The sequence below is a fragment of the Bacteroides sp. BFG-637 genome (assembly GCF_024793605.1).
Lineage (GTDB): Bacteria > Bacteroidota > Bacteroidia > Bacteroidales > Bacteroidaceae > Bacteroides > Bacteroides vicugnae.
Window position 1 is genome coordinate 3,249,106 of record NZ_JANUPD010000002.1, and the last position, 19,441, is coordinate 3,268,546.

Consider the following 19,441-nt stretch of genomic DNA (forward strand, 5'->3'; position numbering starts at 1 on the left):
ACATGAAAAAGATATTTACTATATTGTTACTGTCCGGAAGTTTGTTGGTGAGTGGATGCAGCGATTGGCTCGATGTTCTGCCCAAAGATAAGCAATCCACCGATATGTACTGGGAGTCTTCCGAAGATGTGGAAGCCATTCTCGCTCAGGGCTACAGTCGTTTACGTACTTGTGTTCCCTATATCATCAATTGGGGAGAGTTGAGAGGAAGTTCTGTCATCGTCCCTGGCAGAGGAACAAAAACCGGTCTAATTCAGAACTTTCAGGTGTTGCCCAGTACATCAACAGTTCAATGGGGTACCTTCTACCAAGTGATCGGTATGGCGAATGCTGTGTTGAAATATGCACCAACCGTGATGGACAAAGATGCGAGTTATTATGAATCGAGAATGAACTCACATCTGACAGAAGCCTATTTTCTACGCGGACTGTCATACCTGTATCTGGTACGTAACTTTCGAGAGGTTCCCTTGATTACCGAACCCTACGTAGACGATGCCATGCCTAATGATGTAGCCAAGTCATCCGAAACGGAAATTCTGGAGCTGATAAGAAGTGATGTACATGCAGCGTTGGCAACTAATGCTGCCAAAGAAACATTTGACGGAACATGGGCTACCAAAGGACGTGCTACCAAATGGGCATTGTACGCACTGATGGCGGAAACTTGCCTTTGGGCAGAAGATTACGAAGAGTGTGTCACCTATGCTGATTACCTGATCAACGCTACAGCCGCTATGCGACCAGTATTTATGTCGACACCCGGACAATGGTTCAATATGTTCTATCCCGGTAACAGTAACGAATCTATCTTTGAAATACAATATGATGAAACCAATTATGCGCAGGGAAGTGGAAGCCCGTCCAAGGTTTTCCCTTATGGCACTGATGTTACAATAGACTCTTATATGTATTCTGAGCCGATGACTCTTCGCTTAATAGATGAATACACACAACATAGAGGAGATGAAATAAGTCGCACCTATTATGGCTCGTTCGCCGGTACTGCTTATGCTAACTATCCGGACAACGGCATTATCTGGAAATATTCAGGAATGGGAGTCGCCGACCGGGAAGCTGTACGCACCATTCTGGATGCCAATTATATCATCTATCGTATGGCAGACGTAATGTTGATGAAAGCGGAAGCACTGATTCGTATCGGCGGTTCTGCCAACTGGACAGAAGCATTGGCTATAATTAATCAGATACGCGAACGTTCAGAGCTAAACCCACGAAGTGAAGTCAGTGCGGACAATATTAACGAAGCTACTGAAGAAATGTTATTGGAAATGCTATTGGACGAACGCGACATGGAGTTTGCAGCAGAAGGCAAGCGTTGGTATGACCTATTGCGCTACGGTAAGCAGCAAAACTTCAAGTATAAAGCCCGCTTTAAAGCAATCATTATGGAGAATAACCTTACTGCGGAAAATAAATGGCTGAGTTCTGTTTTGGATAACGATAATGCTTGGTATCTGCCAATTCCTGCTGAAGATATATTCAACAACTCGTTATTGACACAAAATCCTTATTATGAATAATTAAATAACGATATATGATGAAAAAACTAAAAAAATATTACTGGATGCTGCTCATCGTTTTATGTGCAGCTTGTAATGATCCGTATGATGGAGACACTTTTGTGGTCTTTGATACACAGCCTGCTGCAACTTATTTATCCAGCAGGTCGGAAGACTTTTCCGAATGGATTCACATCATGAAATATGCGGACTTATACAATGCGGTGAATCAGGCTACCCAGCGCTTCACTCTTTTCGTTCCCAACAATACAGCTGTACAGGAGTTTTACACTCGGAGAGGGGTTTCTTCCATCGAAGAATTGGGAACGGAATATGCACGTAATTTGGTGTCTTATCATATTATACAAGACACCATTAATCAAGCAACTTTTATTGAGAAGGAAGGTGCATTGGCTAAGAAAACTGTTTCTGACGATATTTTGATGGTATCATTCGGAAGTGCGGAAAATGGCGGTGGTGGTATGCGGTCCGTTTATCTGAACAGTGAAGCCCATGTGCTTGAATTTGCAAATCCGGTATCCAACGGTTATGTATATGTGTTAGGAAATACGTTAACTCCGCTTACTGAAAGCGTATATGCCCGGATATCCGAAAGCGGACGTCCTTACGCCCTCTTGAAGTCCGCTTTAGATGCGACGGGATGGGGAGCTGAGTTGGACATTATCTATGATGAACTGAAAAATGATCAGGGACAAACTATCAAGCAGAAACGCAATTACACACTGTTAGCTGTAACGGATGATGTTTTTCATGATGCAGGTATCAATAGTCTGGCTGATTTAGCACAACTGTTGGGAGCAAGCAGTGACTATAGTAATCCGGAGAATGCATTGTATAAATATGTAGCCTATCACATCCTGACCGGAAGTTATGATTTGAACGACTTGCAGAGTTTTGACAGTGAAAATGCGACTTCTAAGATATGGAACACATCGTGCAAAGGAAATGTGGTAAGAATAAGCCAAGAGGAAGATAGAAAATTTTACTTGAACTATCAGGACGAAGCAAACAAAGCTGTCTTTGTGGAAGACGCTTGTAATTTGCAAGCTAAGAATGGCTATATTCATCAAGTTTCCACTTACCTGCCGATTGCGGATGTAAAACCGGAAACTGTATTGTTTGATGTATGTAATTTCTCTGTTATCAAAGACTGGATTGCAGACGGTCATGGAGAGGAGGGCATTAAATTTCAGGAATCATTTGGAACGGCAGAAAAGAAATGCGACATCTCAGAACTTAATTGTTATGAATATGAACTAAAGAATCCATCAGGAGCTTTTGATAAATATTATAATATTACCTATTTTACTACCCGGACGAATAATGACTGGAAAACTGCCCGTAATTATGACTTTCTAATGTTGAACATTGGTAATACAGGTTGGATCTCAATGGAAACACCGTCTATCATCAAGGGAAAGTACAAAGTAACATTACACTTTGGTTATGCTACATCTATGGATTTTATCAGAACAAAAAGTGGCGGAAGTAACGGAGGACAAATGATTTTCAGCTTTGATGGAGATCATTCAGTCACACGTGCACCGTATACCAGTTCAACCACTACTCTCAAAAGCAACAAGTTGGGATGTTATGAAGATGTGATTTATGATGAGATAGAATTTACAGAAAACTCTACTCACACATTCAGACTGGTATTGACGGACCCTGCTGCTAGTGATAAATCCGATTATCGTATATACTTAGATTATTTAGAATTTGAACCCATATTTGACGAATAAACCATGAAAGCAAAAAAATATATACTCGGCATTGCCCTTATCGGATTGATAGGAAGCGGTTGTACTAACACATGGGATGAGCATTATGCTCAAAACGCCAGTACGGTTAATAATATGGAGATTTCCATTGTCAATGAATCCCTTACCGATTATTTGGCTCAAGAATCCTCTTTAAGTAATATGTACCAGCTGTTCAGCGAAACAGGCATGGTGGAACAATTATTGGCGAAAGAACAAATGTACACCATTCTGGCAGTGGAGTCAAGCATTGCAGCGGGGGATGATCCTATATACACCGCTCAGACCTATATCTCTGATGCCTCTATCTCACCTTCAAATCTGGAAGATGGACAACGTCTTTTGATGTGGAGCGGTAAATATTTGAATATCAGTAAAACCGATGGGGAAAATAATACTTCTAGTATTCAATTTAATAATGCAACCGTAACTCGGGTAGTTAAACTGACCAATGGATATTTGTATTTGTTAGATCAGGCTATCAATGCTCCGCGCAGCATGTATGAGATCATAGAAAATTTGGGTGACGATTATTCTATCTTCCGTGAAATGATCTTGTCACGTAATGTTTTGACATTTGACAGAGACGCGAGTAAAGTGGTAGGAGTAGACAATACGGGAAATACCGTATATGACTCGGTATTTACCGTAAGAGCTCCTTATTTTGAAAAGGTAAAGTTTGACATCATGTCCGAAAATCTCAGTGCTACCATGCTAATCCCGTCCAATGACGTAATCAATAACGCATTAAGCGTAGCACGGAAAAATCTGGAGAACTGGAATATGACACGTGCAGACAGCATTCTGGAAAACTGGATATTTCAATCGGCTTTCTTTAATAAGATTTATGATAAAGCCAGTTTTGAAAGCAATGAGGACTTAACTTCTGTATTCAGTAAACAATGGCGCACGACCGTGCAGAAAGTAGATCTTGACAATCCGATATCCATGAGTAACGGAGTAGCTTACCATGTCACTGAAATGAAGATACCTACTAACGTATTGATATATCGCCTTAAAGAGCTTTTCAGAAACTACGAATATTTGAGTGCCGATGATAAAGATACGTATTTCAAGACTACCAATCTCTCATTTAACAAGATTAGTGAAACGGATGAAGCGAACTGCGCAGGATGGGCAGCATTAGGATTCCCTACGATATATTACAGAGTTCTCTATTTTAACTTGACAGATCCTGATAATCAAATATATACGCTTGATTATACACCATTTAGAGGTGAAACTGTGGGAACTCGCTATGTGGCTACTCCTTATAAGGTTCCTCCTGGAACATATACGCTCACCATGGGGTTCAGACAAAAGAAAACTTTAGGAGCGATTGCCGTTTCAATTATCAAGAATGGAGAAGAAATTCCTGTAGCCACTCTTTCTCAGTCGGTGCTTAATAATGCATCTGCTTACCACTATGATCGTGGCGGAGGCGGATATCCGGAAGGAATAGATGAAGCTGTTGCACAAGGATTTAAAAATAAATCAAAATATGATCGTGATGGAGGTGCTGTAGGTACAGTCACTATTCCGGGAGACGAAGCCAGCGAAATTATGATACGTCTTAGTGGATCAGGTTCCAATCTATCTGAAGCAGCACTATACCACTGGTGTTTAAGACCAACTGCGGACTGTTATTAATCTTATGAAAATAAAGACAACATGAAAAAGATACAAGTTTTATTTTTCACCCTGTTACTTTGCTTGGTCGCTGTCAATCTGTATGCACAGGAACAAGGCAAAATAAGCGGTAAAGTATTATCCACCCTGAATGTTCCGATTGAGGGTGCGGTAATATCCGTCACCGGAAGCGAAAATGTCACTACGGATAAGAGCGGAGTTTTTCAAATTGAATGCAAGAATCTACAGAAAGCCACTATTTCTGTCTGGGCTGCCGGATATTATACGGTGCTTCAAGCAGTGGACAACCGTAAGGAGATGACGATCATAATGATTCCTGAATCGGAATATAAGTATAATGAAACAACAGTGCTGCCCTTCCGTATTGAAACGAATGAAGTGACTACTTCTGCAGAGAATATCACTAAAAAAGATTTCGTACCTGCTGGTATGAAGATAGATCGCGCCTTGGCTGGACAGATTGCGGGTTTGCAAGTGACCCGTGGTAGCGGTATGCCAGGAGAGGGAAGTTTCATCAATCTTCGCGGAACACGTTCTTTTGTGGGTAATAATGCTCCACTGGTAGTCATCAACGGCATTCCTTATATACCGGACGTAAATGATTCACCATTGATTAACGGATTGAGCCGTAATATCTTTCAGGCTTACAACCTCAATGATATTCAAAATATCACCGTTTTGAAAGGTGCGGAAGCGGCTTTATATGGCTCTATGGGTGCTAACGGTGTCATTCTGATTGAAACAGATGGTGCTACATCGGAGAATATGAACACGGAAATCAGTTATTACGGCCAGTTTGGTGTTAATTGGAATAACAAACGTATGCCCTTGCTGAATGGTATAGATTACCGTTCTTATCTATCAGACATGGGAATGAGTTATTTCGGAAACATGGATGAGTTCTTTACCGAATTCCCTTTTATGAGCGACCCAACTAATAGTAGATACGCCAACTATTACAATAACAATACGAACTGGCAAGATGAAATCTACCGGAGCGGATTTGTGACAGAAAATCTGTTTCGAGTAGAAGGTGGTGATGCTATCGCCAAATATGACTTGTCTTTGGGCTACTCTAAAGAAGACGGAATATTGAAAAGTACTCAGCAGAACCGCTATCATACACAGTTGAACGGAAACTTCTTAGTAAGTAAGAATTTTGAAGTCTATGCTACTGTCGGATTGGCATATATCAACGGTAATTATCAAGAACAAGGGATGAATGTGCGTACCAATCCTTTGCTCGCCGCTTATGCGCAGTCTCCGCTGCTTGCTCCCTATCAGAAGGCTGATAACGGAGAATTTACTCCGATTTACTCCGACTACTATTATGGAATCAGCAAAAATATGGACTTTGCTGTAAGTAACCCGTTAGCCATTGTCAATGACTTGGATGCGAACAGTCGCCAATATGATGTGAATATTAAGGCAGGTTTCAATTATAAAATATTTCCCGGTTTTTCTCTTAATGGTGTCTTCGGGCTTTATTATAACTATAATAAGGAGCATATTTTCGTTCCAGGCAGAACAGATCTTACTATCGTTCCTACTACAGATACATATGGTACTGAAGAAAATACGATACGGGAAGGTGTAAACGAAACGACTAATTATTTTTATAACCTAAACGCACGCTACAGCAAGCAATTCAGTAGCCGTCATGCTTTGAATGCTATGGCAGGAGTGCAAATATTGACTACTCTGCAGGAATACGACGGGGCATACGCTCGCAACACAACCAATGACTTCTATCAGGTACTGGGTTCGGCTGATGCTATAGGTCGTTATTTCGACGGTTATCAGAATAAATGGAACTGGGCTAATATTTATGGTCACGTTGACTATACTTATAATCATGTATTGAATGCTGCATTGAATATGTCTATCGACGGTTCTTCCGCAAACGGAAGATACACCAACCATTTTCGGGTTTATCCATCAGGCGGAATCACATGGATGGCGAAGAATATGTCTTTCCTTATAGACAAGGATTGGATCACCCGTCTGGATTTGCGTGCAGAATACAGCCTGACAGGAAACAGTCGCTTTTCTTCCAATTATGGAAAATCTTATTATAGTAGTTCACCCTATATGGCTGTATCGGGTATTATGCGTACCCAAATCCCGAATACGCATTTGAAACCGGAGATAACTTCCCAGATGAATTTAAGTTTGGATGCCTCTTTCTTGAGAAACCGTATTAGTCTGGGAGTAGATTATTATCGTGGCAGAAGCAAAGATGTAATCATGAACATTGGAAAATCTGCTATCTATGGAACATCTGCTTATTATGCAAATGTCGGAAAAATTGATAACAATGGAGTGGAGCTTTCATTGCAAGCTTCCCTTATCCGTATGCGTGACTTTGAATGGATTGTAGGAGGTAATATCTCTTTCATGGAGAGTAAGATTAAATCATTGGGCGGAAACAATCAGGAAACAGTTCAATATAGTGACGGTTCGATGATAGTAAGTCGTGTAGGTGGAAATCCATATGAATTCTACGGATTGCAAGCAAACGGTGTCTACTCTACCCAAGCGGAAGCGAGTGAAGCCGCATTGATCAACAGCAGTAATCAGGCATACAGTGCTGGTGATGTACGTTATGTAGACCAGAATAATGACGGACGTATTGATTCTAAAGATTATGTATCATTGGGTAGTGCCACTCCTGATTACTTTGGAGGGTTCTATACCAATATTCGTTATAAGCATTTCTCACTGGCGGCCGAATTCTCTTATTCAAAAGGAAATGAAGCATACAATGCGGTAAGAAGGACATTGGAATCAGTTTCTTCTTTCTCTAACCAAAGTGTAGCAGTGACTAATCGTTGGAATGTAGAAGGACAAGTGACTAATATCCCGCGTGCCAGCTATGGAGATGCTATTGGAAATAATAATTTCTCTTCCCGTTGGATTGAAGATGCTTCTTTTCTACGTATGAAAAGCGTTACGTTGAGCTATAGTTTCGACAAACCGATTTGGAAGTTTTTCCGTTCCGGCACACTGTATGTGACAGGAGAAAACTTGCTTACTGCTACCAAATATTTAGGAATGGACCCTGAATTTGCCTATTCATCCGGTAACAGTGCCACACAGGGATTTGATTATGCGAAAGTGATGCAACCGAAATCAGTCAAACTGGGTATTAACTTGAAATTCTAATGATGCAGATGAAAAAGATATTATTAAACGCCGCTTTCATTCTGGCGGTTACCTTATTGGGAGGATGCGATGACTTCTTCAATCCTGATACAGATGTTACACTGGATAATGAGGATTATATATCAGAAGAAAGTGAGATGTACTCCGGCTACATTGGTATCATGACCAAAATGCAAGCCATTGGAGACAAAGTGATTTATTTGAATGAACTTCGAGGAGAAATGGTGGTGCCGACTGCAACGGCACCCACAGAACTCTACAATTTGTACAATTACGATGATGATTTAAGCGGTAATTCATACGCAGACCCTTCTGGATTCTACGAAGTAGTAAATGCTTGTAACGATTATCTTCGGAAATTGAAAGCATACGAAGAAAAGAACTCTATAAATGAAAGCCACTATAAAGCATTAGTTAGTAGTACGCTGCGTATCAAAGCATGGATGTTTATGACAATCGCTAAAATCTACGGAGAAGTGGCATGGGTGGACAAACCAATGACTTCGTTGAGAGACCTGTCACAGTTTGACATATTGAATCTTGACGAAACGATGGTAGCTTGCAAGAATCTGTTAGATATTGGTTATGACAACATTGACGGGACTTACGAAACAGCATGGAAAGACTGGGTGGACCCGGATACAGAACTGGCAAATAGTGAATATCGTCGTTGGGATATGATGACTCCTCCTTACTATGCTATATATGCAGAGATTTGTTTGTGGTTAGGCAGATACCAGCAATGTATCAACCTGATACTTAATAAAATGAATAGTATATATCAAAGTACCACGAATCAATCTATTGCTTTCTTACGTAATGATATGTTGTTCAGCCATTATACCAATTTCTTTAATAACGAGACTCCGTATGATTATGAATCGGCATCTGCAATTATGTATGACTATCAAAACAGGCAGACGAACAGCCTGCTGAAGCATTTCGACTCTGATTATCCGAATAAATATTGGCTGGCACCAGCAGAGGTTGCTGTAGAACGTTTCAGAAATAATGAATTCGGTCCGTTGGGCAATAAAGATAAAGATTTCAGAATGGGTTATACGGTATCTGAATACAATGGTAAATGGGTTATCAGTAAATTCCGTCCAACTTCTAAACCTGTACGTAACGCTTATCGCGATGATGTATTCGTATATACTTACCGCGGTGCAGACCTTTATTTTATGTTGGCGGAAGCATTCAATCAATTGGGCAGAAGATCTGTAGTAGACGCACTGATTAATGTAGGGGTCAATGCTTACTCTAGTGAGTTTGATATTGATGAAGAAGGTACTTATTCCGGGAATTGGTATGGTATTACTCCTCATTGGACGAATAACAGTACTGTATATTATTATTCAAACGGGACAACAGGTATTGGTAGTCGTAAATATGGTGACAGAGGGATTCGTGGAGTAGAAGTAAGCTATAGTAACCTAGGAGCACGTACCTTCACATCTAATGTGCAAAACAATGACGAAGAAATATTGAAAGAAATGATGTTGGAAATGGCGTGCGAAGGAAAAGTTTATCCGGCTATGATTCGTATGGCGAAACGTTATAAAGATAATAGTTTCATGGCGAAATATATTTCGGAAAAGTATGAAAGTACTGGTAATGCTGCAGCCATCCGTTCCAAAATAATGAGTGGAGATTATTTCATTAAATGGAAGTTAAAATAAAAAATCCTCAAATCATCCTTTGATGTGGATTAGGTTGGGGTGACGCGGATTTTTGAAAGAGAATCCGCGTCATTGTTTCAAATATAAATACTTTTGCAAATAACAATAACAAAGAATGATGAAAACATTAGCAGCATATATTGCAGCACTTCTTGTTTGGACAGCTTGCGGAGACGGAAAACAGTCCGTTATTGACCGTGAGGCGCTGGTAGAAAGAAATAGTCCCGTTGTTACGGCATTCGATTCATTGGCTTCCCTTTCTGTAGGAAATGGAGAGTTTGCTTATACGGTAGATATAACCGGTTTACAGACATTTCCGGACAATTACAGCAAAGGTGTTCCATTAGGAACGCAAAGCCAGTGGGGATGGCATAGCTTTGCCAATCCGGAACATCTCACTCCGGAAGAAACCTTGAAAGAGTACGATTTTGGGCGAGGGAAGAAAGAACTTTATGCCACACAGTTCAAAGAGAAAGGCAGACAGCAAGATGCCGCTAACTGGTTTCGTGTCAATCCACACCGTCTTCATTTAGGGATTGTCGGTTTCGACGTGAAAGAAGATACAGATATTGAACAAGTGACTGATATTCATCAGAAACTTTGTTTGTGGAATGGAAAAATTGAGAGCAGGTTTAAATTAAATGGTGAAGATTATCAGGTGGAGACTGTCTGCCATCCTTCCAGTGATATGATTGCTGCTCATATAACCTCCAAGGCACATACCGGAATTTGTTTTCGCTTTCCGTATCCTACAGGAGGACACTGTGATGATGCTTGTAATTGGGAAGCCATTGATAAACATACGACGACGATTGTTACTCAAAATGAATCTTCTGCAGTCCTGAAGCACACTTTAGATAGTACAGAGTATTATATAACTTTGCATTGGGAAGGGAAAGCGACTTTGAATGAAAAAGCAAAGCATTATTTTGTCCTGACCCCGATAGACGACAAATTGGCTTTTACCTGTGCTTTTACTAGTGAAGCTCCTTCTACGCAGACTGTCACCGTGGAACAGATTCAGGAAGAAGCAAAAAACTATTGGAACTCTTTCTGGAAAGAAGGTGCGGCAGTTGATTTCTCGTCATGTACGGATTCACGCGCCAAAGAATTGGAACGACGTGTGGTACTTAGTCAATATCTGCTTGCTATTCAAAGCGCGGGTACTACTCCTCCGCAAGAAACGGGACTTACTTATAATTCATGGTTTGGTAAATTTCATCTTGAAATGATCTGGTGGCACGAAGCCCAATTTGCTCTCTGGAACCGTAGCAATTTACTCGACCGTACACTTGCTTGGTATGAAAAAGCAGAACCTATGGCACGCCAAATAGCACAGAGACAAGGATTTGACGGTGTTCGTTGGATGAAAATGACCGACCCGTCAGGAACAGAAGCTCCCTCTAAAGTAGGAAGTTTTCTGATTTGGCAACAACCCCATTTAATTTATCTGGCAGAATTGCTTTATCGTGCCGATCCGACTAAAGAAGTACTAGAGAAATATAATCGTTTAGTACAAGAGACAGCTGAATTTATGTATTCCTTTGCTACCTATGATGAACTGGAAGGACGCTATGTGTTGAAAGGTGCCATCCCCGCACAAGAAACGTTACGTGCAGCAGAAACAGTAAATCCTCCTTTCGAACTTTCTTACTGGCATTTTGCAATGCAGACCGCCCAACAATGGCGTGAGCGCATGGGGCAACAGCGTAATCTGGAATGGGACGAAATGCTCGACAAACTTTCACCTTTAGCTTATAATGCAGATGGACTTTATCTGGCTGCTGAAACAGCTACAGATACTTATAAGGACATTCGTTATACTTCCGATCACATGGCAGTGCTGGGGTCAGTCGGTATCCTTCCGATGAATAAACTTATCCGGGAAGATTATATGAAAAATACATTGCACTGGATTTGGGATAACTGGAATTGGGGTAAAACCTGGGGATGGGATTATCCGATGACAGCCATGAATGCTGCCCGTCTGGGCGAACCGGAAAAGGCTGTTGGAGCTTTAATGATGGATAAACGCACAAATACATACCTGATAAATGGTCATAATTATCAAGATGGTCGTTTGCGCATTTATTTACCGGGTAATGGTGGCTTGTTGACTGCTATTGCAATGATGTGTGCAGGTTGGGACGGGTGTCTTGAAACTAATCCGGGATTCCCGAAAGACGGGACATGGAATGTTCGTTGGGAAGGATTGAAGCCATTACCATAATCAAACACAAAAAATATGAAATATTTTCGTCTGAATCTTATTTTAAAAGGAGGGCTTACTGCTTATTGTCTTTTTATGTTGCCGGCAATGCAATTAAATGCTCAAAGAGAGGCAAAACAGATCGGTGACTTTAAAGAATCCATCTCCTTAAACGAGCATTTGCGAGGGGCAAAACGGACGTTGCAATACCATCCTGATGGAGATGAATTTGTTTGTATCAACGGTAAGAACCGCTATACCCGTGCTTTGTATGGTAGACATAGCCCTTTTCGTGTAGAAACAAGTGACCGGCCGGTTTTTGCGTTTTATAATAATGGACGTGGAGGAAATATAAGTTTCAAAATCATTCTTCGTGATGGAACAGAAGTCGCACTTGACCGTACCGGACATTGTGAATCCCGCTACTCGGCAGGAAAACGTACCTATTATCTGACAGACCCTTCTTGGGGAAAAGGAGAACTGCGTATTGTAGTATTGGCATTAGCCGATATGGACGGAGCTATCTGGCGTTTTTCCGCTTCGAATATGCCTAAAGGGGCTATACTTCGTTGGCAGCATGGAGGTGCTACCGGGAAACGTTTGAGTCGTAATGGAGATATGGGAGTCGATCCGGCTGATTGTTTCGAACTTCCGGCCGAAGCTGCCGACCTTGTCACAGGTGAACTTCCCTTGCAGAAAGAAGCATACTTAGTACGTGGGGAAGTGCCTGAACAATCTAATGCCCGTAAACTCTATCAAAAAGCGGAGGCGGCTTCTTTGGCATTAGCCTCCCGTTTGAAAATAGAAACTCCGGACCCTTATTTGAATACCTTGGGAGGAGCGTTAGTTGCTGCTGCCGATGGAATTTGGGATGGGCAAGTCTGGTTGCACGGTGCTATTGGCTGGCGTATGCCGTTGAGTGGGTGGAGAGCCGGGTATACCGGTGATGCTTTAGGATGGCATGATCGGGCACGTACTCATTTTGATGCTTATGCGGCCAGTCAGGTGACTGATGTTCCGAATACAATTCCGCATCCGGCACAGGACTCCACAATGAATCTGGCACGTTCGGAAAAACGTTGGGGAACTCCTCAATATAGTAACGGTTATATTTGCCGGAATCCGGGGCGCAATAATCAAATGCATCATTATGACATGAATCTTTGTTATATGGATGAACTCTTATGGCATTTCAACTGGATGGGAGATACGGCGTATGTCCGTAAAATGTGGCCTGTAATTACCCGTCATCTTGCTTGGGAAAAATTAAATTATGATCCGGACAATGATGGCTTATATGATGCTTATGCTTGTATCTGGGCAAGCGATGCACTTTATTACAATAGTGGTGCTGTCACCCATTCATCGGCTTACAACTATCGTTCCAATAAAATGGCAGCTTTTCTAGCTTCCTTGATAGGTGAAGATTCTGTACCTTATCAGAAGGAAGCCGAACAAATATTGAAAGCGATGAATAAACGCCTTTGGATGCAGAGTAAAGGTTGCTGGGCGGAGTATCAGGATTTCATGGGACATCGTCGGCTTCATGAAAGTCCGGGATTGTGGACTATATATCATGCACTTGATAGTGAAGTTGCTGATCCTTTTCAGGCTTATCAGGCTACGCGCTATGTCGATACGGAAATACCTCATATTCCCGTATGTGCCGATGGACTGGAAGAGGGATATGCAACGATTGCCACTACCAATTGGTTACCTTATTCCTGGAGTATCAATAATGTGGCTTTTGCAGAGGTGATGCATACAGCTTTGGCTTATTTTCAGGCAGGACGTCCGGAGGAAGGATGCCGACTGATGAAAAGCTCCTTTCTGGATGGTATGTATCTAGGGAACAGTCCGGGTAATTTTGGACAAGTCAGTTTTTATGATGCTGCCCGTGGAGAATGCTATCGTGACTTCGGAGATCCGATTGGGGTAGCTTCCCGATTGTTGGTACAAGGTTTGTATGGTATTTTACCGGATGTTTTGAACGGTAAGATGGTGATTCGTCCGGGATTTCCCGCGGAATGGTCAAAAGCTTCTATTTCTTTGCCGGATATGACTTATAGCTTTGTTCGGGAAAAAGATGTTGATACCTACCAAATAGAGCAACGTTTTGAGACTCCTTTGGCATTGACATTACAAGTGAATGCCGGGAGAGAAGAAATTCATTCGGTGAAAGTGAATGGGAGAGAGGCTGACTGGAGTTTTGCAGAAGCGGCTTCTGGTTATCCGGTGATTATCATCCCTGCCTCTTCTGCAAAGAAATCAACAGTCGAAATTGTATGGGGAGGAAAAAGTTTGAGTTCGATGCTGCCTGAAATACAGACGGATGCTTTAGCGGAGATCAATATCCCTTCAACTTCAGGGGCATTATTCGGTGAAATATATGATCCACAGGGAGTTTTGGTACAACCGAACGTTAGTGATACATCTATTAGAAGTAAAGTCAACGATCATTTAGGGCATCATACTTTCTTTGTTCGCATGAAACAGGGACAAATGGAATGGTGGCAGCCTGTGAATATACAAATATCAGAATTAGAAAAATCATCGGTCGTTCTCCCTTTCTCACAGGTGAATACATTAGAGTGCCGGATGATAAATATGGATTCTCTGTTCAATGCGAATGTTACTGATATTTTCCGGAATAAGTATCTCACTCCCCGTTCACCTTATACCACTCTATCGCTTCCTATTCAGGGCATTGGTGAGTGGTGTCACCCGAAACTAACAGCTGATATTGACGATACGGGTTTGCGTGCGCTGGTACGTGATGAGGTGTTGACTACCCAATTGGGTGTTTCATTCCGAACATTGGCTCAAGGAAACAATATAGCTTTCACTTCTTTGTGGGATAATTATCCGGATAGCTTGAGTATTCCGCTTTCCGGTAGAGCTTCTCATGCCTATTTGATGATGGCAGGTAGTACTAACCACATGCAGTGCCGCATTGCTAATGGTATCATTCGTGTATTCTATACGGATGGTACTTCCGATGTGCTGGAATTAGTGAATCCGGATAACTGGTGTCCTATTGAGCAGGATTTCTATGTCGATGGTCAGGCATTCACTGTATCTTCTCCTCGTCCTTATCGTATTCATTTCAAGACAGGTATGGTAAGTAATGACTTGGGAAAAGACTTAGGAATAAAGGGTGTTTATGGACGTTCCATTGAGGGGGGAGCGGGCATACTTTTGGATATGCCTTTGAATCCTTCTAAAGAATTAAGCCATCTGACGTTGGAAACACTTTCGAACGATGTTGTTATCGGCCTGATGGGAATTACAATTCAATAAAACAAAAAATAAATGATTAAAAAGAGATGCATTATGATGAGAAGAACTATTTATTTACTACTTATACTGCTATTTGTGGCAGAGGTAACATCTGCGAATACTGTTGATTTTGATAAGGCGTTTAAAGAAAGTGCCCGTATCGAAAAACAAATTAAACGGACCTCTTTTCCGAAACGAACATTTCTTATAACTGATTTTGGAGCAAAAACGGATGATGAGGCTAATCCTTGCCATGGAAGCCATTAATCAGGCTATTCTACAGTGCAGTCTGTCAGGAGGTGGCACAGTAATTGTTCCTAAAGGCACTTTTTATACCGGACCTATTACTCTAAAGAGCAATGTGAATTTCCATCTCGAAGAGGGAGCTGTTTTGAAATTCTCTACAGATCAAAGCCTTTATTTTCCTGCAGTTTTAACTCGTTGGGAAGGAATTGATTGCTATAATGCTCACCCCTTGATTTATGCTTATGGTGAAAGCAATATTGCCATAACTGGAAAAGGCATTATTGACGGACAAGGTAGCATGGAAACTTGGTGGCCGATGTGTGGAGCCGTAAAGTATGGTTGGAAAGAAGGCATGGTGGCTCAACGCAATGGAGGTCGTGAACGTCTGTTGATGTATGGTGAAACATCGACTCCTGTCTACAAGCGTCTGATGAAGCCGGAAGATGGTATGCGTCCGCAGCTATTGAACTTACATTCCTGCCACACCATCTTGATTGAAGGTGTTACTTTGTTAAACTCTCCATTTTGGGTGATTCATCCTCTTTTCTGTGAGAGCCTGATTGTCAGTGGAGTGACTGTTTATAATCGTGGACCTAACGGAGACGGATGTGATCCTGAATCTTGTAAGAATGTGTTGATAGAGAATTGTACATTTGATACGGGGGATGATTGCATTGCCATTAAATCAGGACGTAATGAAGACGGACGTAAATGGAATATTCCCAGTGAGAACATTATCGTACGTGGTTGCATGATGAGGAATGGACATGGAGGAGTAGTGATTGGCAGTGAGATTTCCGGTGGTTACCGTAACTTGTTTGTAGAAGACTGCCGGATGGATAGTCCGAATCTGGATCGTGTCATTCGTATTAAGACCAGTACTTGCCGGGGAGGGCTTATAGAAAATGTATATGTGCGCAATGTAACGGTAGGACAATGTCGTGAAGCAGTACTTCGTATCAATCTACAATATGAGAATCGGGAAAAATGCAAGAGAGGTTTTGATCCGATTGTCCGTAACGTGCATTTGAAAAATGTGACTTGTGAGAAGAGTAAATTAGGTGTGCTTATTATCGGATTGGAGGATGATAAACATGTATATAACATCAGTGTAGAGGATTCTCATTTTAATAATGTAGCCAAAGGAGGAAATGATATTAAAGGGGCGAAAGATGTCACTTTTAAGAACCTTTATATCAATGGCGAATTGGTGAAATAGGATATAATTTTAATAGATAAAAATCCGGCTATGAATGAAGAAGAATGGAAGACTGTCTATGACGTACAAATCTATGTTACATCTTTATCTGCAATAAGTGATTGTAATTGGAATAAGTTAGAATTCTGGATAAATCTTCATCAGAATGGTTTTATCTATAAATTGAGGCATTATTATCCTATACTTTCTGAAGATGATATACATATCATTCTTTTGTTACGTATCGACTTTAGTAATGCACAGATTTCAGAGTTGTTCCATATTCTAGGAAGTTCTTTTCGAATACGCCGTAGCAGATTGAAAAAGAAAATGAATGTTTCTTGTGAATCTATTACCGATTTTATTAAATCATTGTGTTTAGAATGATCTTTCTTTAAAAAACATATTTAAATGCGTATACATTGGCTGTGTATACGCATTTGTATACGGTTGAAATTTGTATTTCAATTTATAAATGTCGTCCTTTGTCATAACAAGAGTGATAAACTTTTATCCGTACTACTATTATGGTATCGCTTTGAAAAAAAATCAATATTATTAATCTCTCAGAGTTGTTCTTATGAAAAAGTGGAATCTTGGTTTTATGATGGTTGGATTAGCTTTTCTAATCAGTATTTCTGTACTTAGTTGCCAGACAAATGATGATGGCGATTACTCTCAACAGGTAGCAGAGGTGACTGCGGCCGATCTCTTTATTACTTCGGAAGCACATCAGAATTTGGAAAAAGAAATCAGAAAGAGTTTGAGAAAAAAGCAAAATGCCATTTCCAAATTCTCGAGAGAAGAAATGGAACAGTATCAGCAACTTAGAAAAGATTTACTTAATATGGAAACTCGTGCAGAAGCGAAAATACAATGGAATAAATTGCTTGGATACGATTATTATGCCAGCTTAGATCGGATCTCCAATTTAGCTAGAAAAGTTTATGAAGGGACAGATTTTACCAGATTAGAATTGATGAAGGCTCGGCAAAAGCGTAAAATGCGTCAAGTTGTTATCACTCGTGTTGAAAAAGATGAGGAGGCGATCCGAGACTGTATTGCAGCCTTTTCTGAAATAGCAGAGTGGAGAACAGAGGATTGCCTTAATGATTATGATATAAAAGTAATGGATATACCTTTTGTATCTTGGACTCAAGTTGCAATACTAGAAGAACAGTATAGACGGGAATGTGATCAATGTACCCAAGCGGTTGATGATTATTTGCAAACCGGAATAAGCAATTGTGAGAGTAGCAATGGTACGTGTCCTATTACGGCATTTCATTAAGCTTTTAAATTGTAATACATTTATGTTTAAGTTATAATTTAATATGAAAGTAAAAAAGCAAATTTTTGTTCTATTTTTGACAATGCTGGTAGGAATCCCTATTCTTTCTGCCCAAAACAAAAAAGAACAAAAAAAACAAAAGGTGGAAGTTATCAAAAATATCATTGTATCAAGAAACTATAGGATCGACGCGGATACTTATATACATCCGGATAGAGATCCCATACTATTGGATGAGTCCGATAATTCGATTGAAATTAGAAATGATTCTGTCTTTTCTACTCTTCTTTATCTCGGTCAAGTTGATATACCATACGGTAGGAGAGGAGCTGAACTTTTCTTTCAAGCTCCTTTGAAAAAATATACAATGGATATAGATAAAAAGAAAAATACTCACATCAAGTTTTCAGTAGATGCAGCAATAGGTGATTGTAACTTTTATATTAAGGTGTATCCCAATGGAAGTGCGAGCATTTATGTCACCTTGCAGCAGGGGAAGAGTGTTAATTTTTTAGGAGAATTAAATATGCGAAGAGAAGAAACGGAGTCTTTGTAGCACTTAATATATTATTATGAAAAAATATCTATTCATTTTTATTTTCGTATCTATAGTCCAGCTATTCTATGGACAAGAAAAATACACTATCCAGGGTGAATTACCCGACCATTCGTTAGATAATAGTTATTTGCGTTTGACTAATAGTTCAGCTCTTGGTGAAGAGAGTGAACGTATTAAACATTTATTTATTGATAGTATATTGGTGGTTGACGGGAAATTCCATTATGAAGGTGTACTTTCACAAAAGCCATTCTTAGCGTATCTTTCAAGTGCAAGGACAGGAAGAAATATGTTGAATTTCGGCCTGTATTTTATAGTTGAGCCTGGTAATATTCATATCCGTATTGCTAATTGGGCAGATGAGGGGGTGGTATCAGGTACTCCTATTAATGAAGATTACAGTACCTATATGATTGGCACAAAGAGAAGTATGGAAAATCAATTACTTTTTTTAGAAAAATATGCCCAATACCCGGATGTCGTACGATTCCACTTATCTTTTTTATTGAACGGACGAAGAATGTCAAGGGATCCTAATTTTCCAAAATATCTACAGATTCTCGACCGAATGCCTAAAGCAGATCGGGATATTCTTTTGGCTTGGCTGGACTATACTATTAAAAAGTATGAATATGAAAAAAAAACCAAACCATTATTGGACAGTATACGTAACAATGCCCCTCGTTTCATCGAGACTATTCCGAGTAATTCATCATCAACAACGATGAAAAATAAGTAGAATTTTAGTCTTATTGTGATTTGTGTGACGTGTTTTTGATTATGAAGTTGACAATCAGCGGGAGAATAAGTGCCCTATATGTTACTACCTTAAAAATAGTTTTATGAAAAAAACAAAGC

Annotated in this window: 11 protein-coding genes and 1 pseudogene; all 12 read left to right on the forward strand. The window is 40.4% G+C overall.

What is annotated here, in order from left to right; all coding sequences use genetic code 11:
• The first annotated feature begins 2 nt into the window (after nucleotides 1–2).
• The 12 genes and pseudogenes from NXX38_RS12390 (at nucleotide 3) to NXX38_RS12445 (ending at nucleotide 19,322) form a co-directional block, all read left to right on the forward strand.
• On the forward strand, nucleotides 3–1,544 hold the full coding sequence (locus NXX38_RS12390; protein ID WP_148364282.1) for a RagB/SusD family nutrient uptake outer membrane protein: 1,542 nt from the start codon (nucleotides 3–5) through the stop codon (nucleotides 1,542–1,544).
• A 17-nt stretch (nucleotides 1,545–1,561) separates the two neighbouring features.
• Entirely contained in the window at nucleotides 1,562–3,286 is a 1,725-nt protein-coding gene (locus NXX38_RS12395) for a DUF5108 domain-containing protein (protein ID WP_148364568.1), read from the forward strand.
• A gap of 3 nt (nucleotides 3,287–3,289) precedes the next feature.
• Nucleotides 3,290–4,954, forward strand: a complete 1,665-nt coding sequence (locus NXX38_RS12400) for a hypothetical protein (RefSeq protein ID WP_148364283.1) — start codon at nucleotides 3,290–3,292, stop codon at nucleotides 4,952–4,954.
• A gap of 21 nt (nucleotides 4,955–4,975) precedes the next feature.
• Nucleotides 4,976–8,119 carry a SusC/RagA family TonB-linked outer membrane protein gene (locus NXX38_RS12405; RefSeq protein ID WP_148364284.1) on the forward strand — a complete coding sequence of 1,048 codons (3,144 nt, stop codon included), beginning with the start codon at nucleotides 4,976–4,978 and terminating at the stop codon, nucleotides 8,117–8,119.
• Complete coding sequence (locus NXX38_RS12410) at nucleotides 8,119–9,801, forward strand: RagB/SusD family nutrient uptake outer membrane protein (protein ID WP_148364285.1); 1,683 nt, start codon at nucleotides 8,119–8,121, stop codon at nucleotides 9,799–9,801. The genes NXX38_RS12405 and NXX38_RS12410 overlap by 1 nt, the downstream gene beginning before the upstream one ends.
• Before the next feature lie 118 nt (nucleotides 9,802–9,919).
• Complete coding sequence (locus tag NXX38_RS12415; protein ID WP_148364569.1) at nucleotides 9,920–12,031, forward strand: hypothetical protein; 2,112 nt, start codon at nucleotides 9,920–9,922, stop codon at nucleotides 12,029–12,031.
• Between the two features lie 15 nt (nucleotides 12,032–12,046).
• Nucleotides 12,047–15,310: a DUF4450 domain-containing protein gene (locus tag NXX38_RS12420; protein WP_258979608.1), complete on the forward strand. Its 3,264-nt coding sequence runs from the start codon at nucleotides 12,047–12,049 to the stop codon at nucleotides 15,308–15,310.
• Nucleotides 15,311–15,343: 33 nt separating this feature from the next.
• Nucleotides 15,344–16,754: pseudogene (locus NXX38_RS12425) on the forward strand (glycoside hydrolase family 28 protein).
• A gap of 30 nt (nucleotides 16,755–16,784) precedes the next feature.
• Nucleotides 16,785–17,120 (forward strand): hypothetical protein, encoded by a 336-nt coding sequence (locus NXX38_RS12430; RefSeq protein ID WP_148364286.1) that lies wholly within the window; start codon nucleotides 16,785–16,787, stop codon nucleotides 17,118–17,120.
• A 193-nt stretch (nucleotides 17,121–17,313) separates the two neighbouring features.
• A complete protein-coding gene (locus NXX38_RS12435) occupies nucleotides 17,314–18,024 on the forward strand; it encodes a hypothetical protein (protein WP_148364288.1) in 711 nt (236 codons plus the stop codon).
• A 43-nt stretch (nucleotides 18,025–18,067) separates the two neighbouring features.
• Nucleotides 18,068–18,580 carry a DUF4251 domain-containing protein gene (locus NXX38_RS12440; RefSeq protein ID WP_148364289.1) on the forward strand — a complete coding sequence of 171 codons (513 nt, stop codon included), beginning with the start codon at nucleotides 18,068–18,070 and terminating at the stop codon, nucleotides 18,578–18,580.
• 16 nt (nucleotides 18,581–18,596) lie between these two features.
• Entirely contained in the window at nucleotides 18,597–19,322 is a 726-nt protein-coding gene (locus tag NXX38_RS12445; RefSeq protein WP_148364290.1) for a DUF4369 domain-containing protein, read from the forward strand.
• The last annotated feature ends 119 nt before the right edge of the window (nucleotides 19,323–19,441 follow it).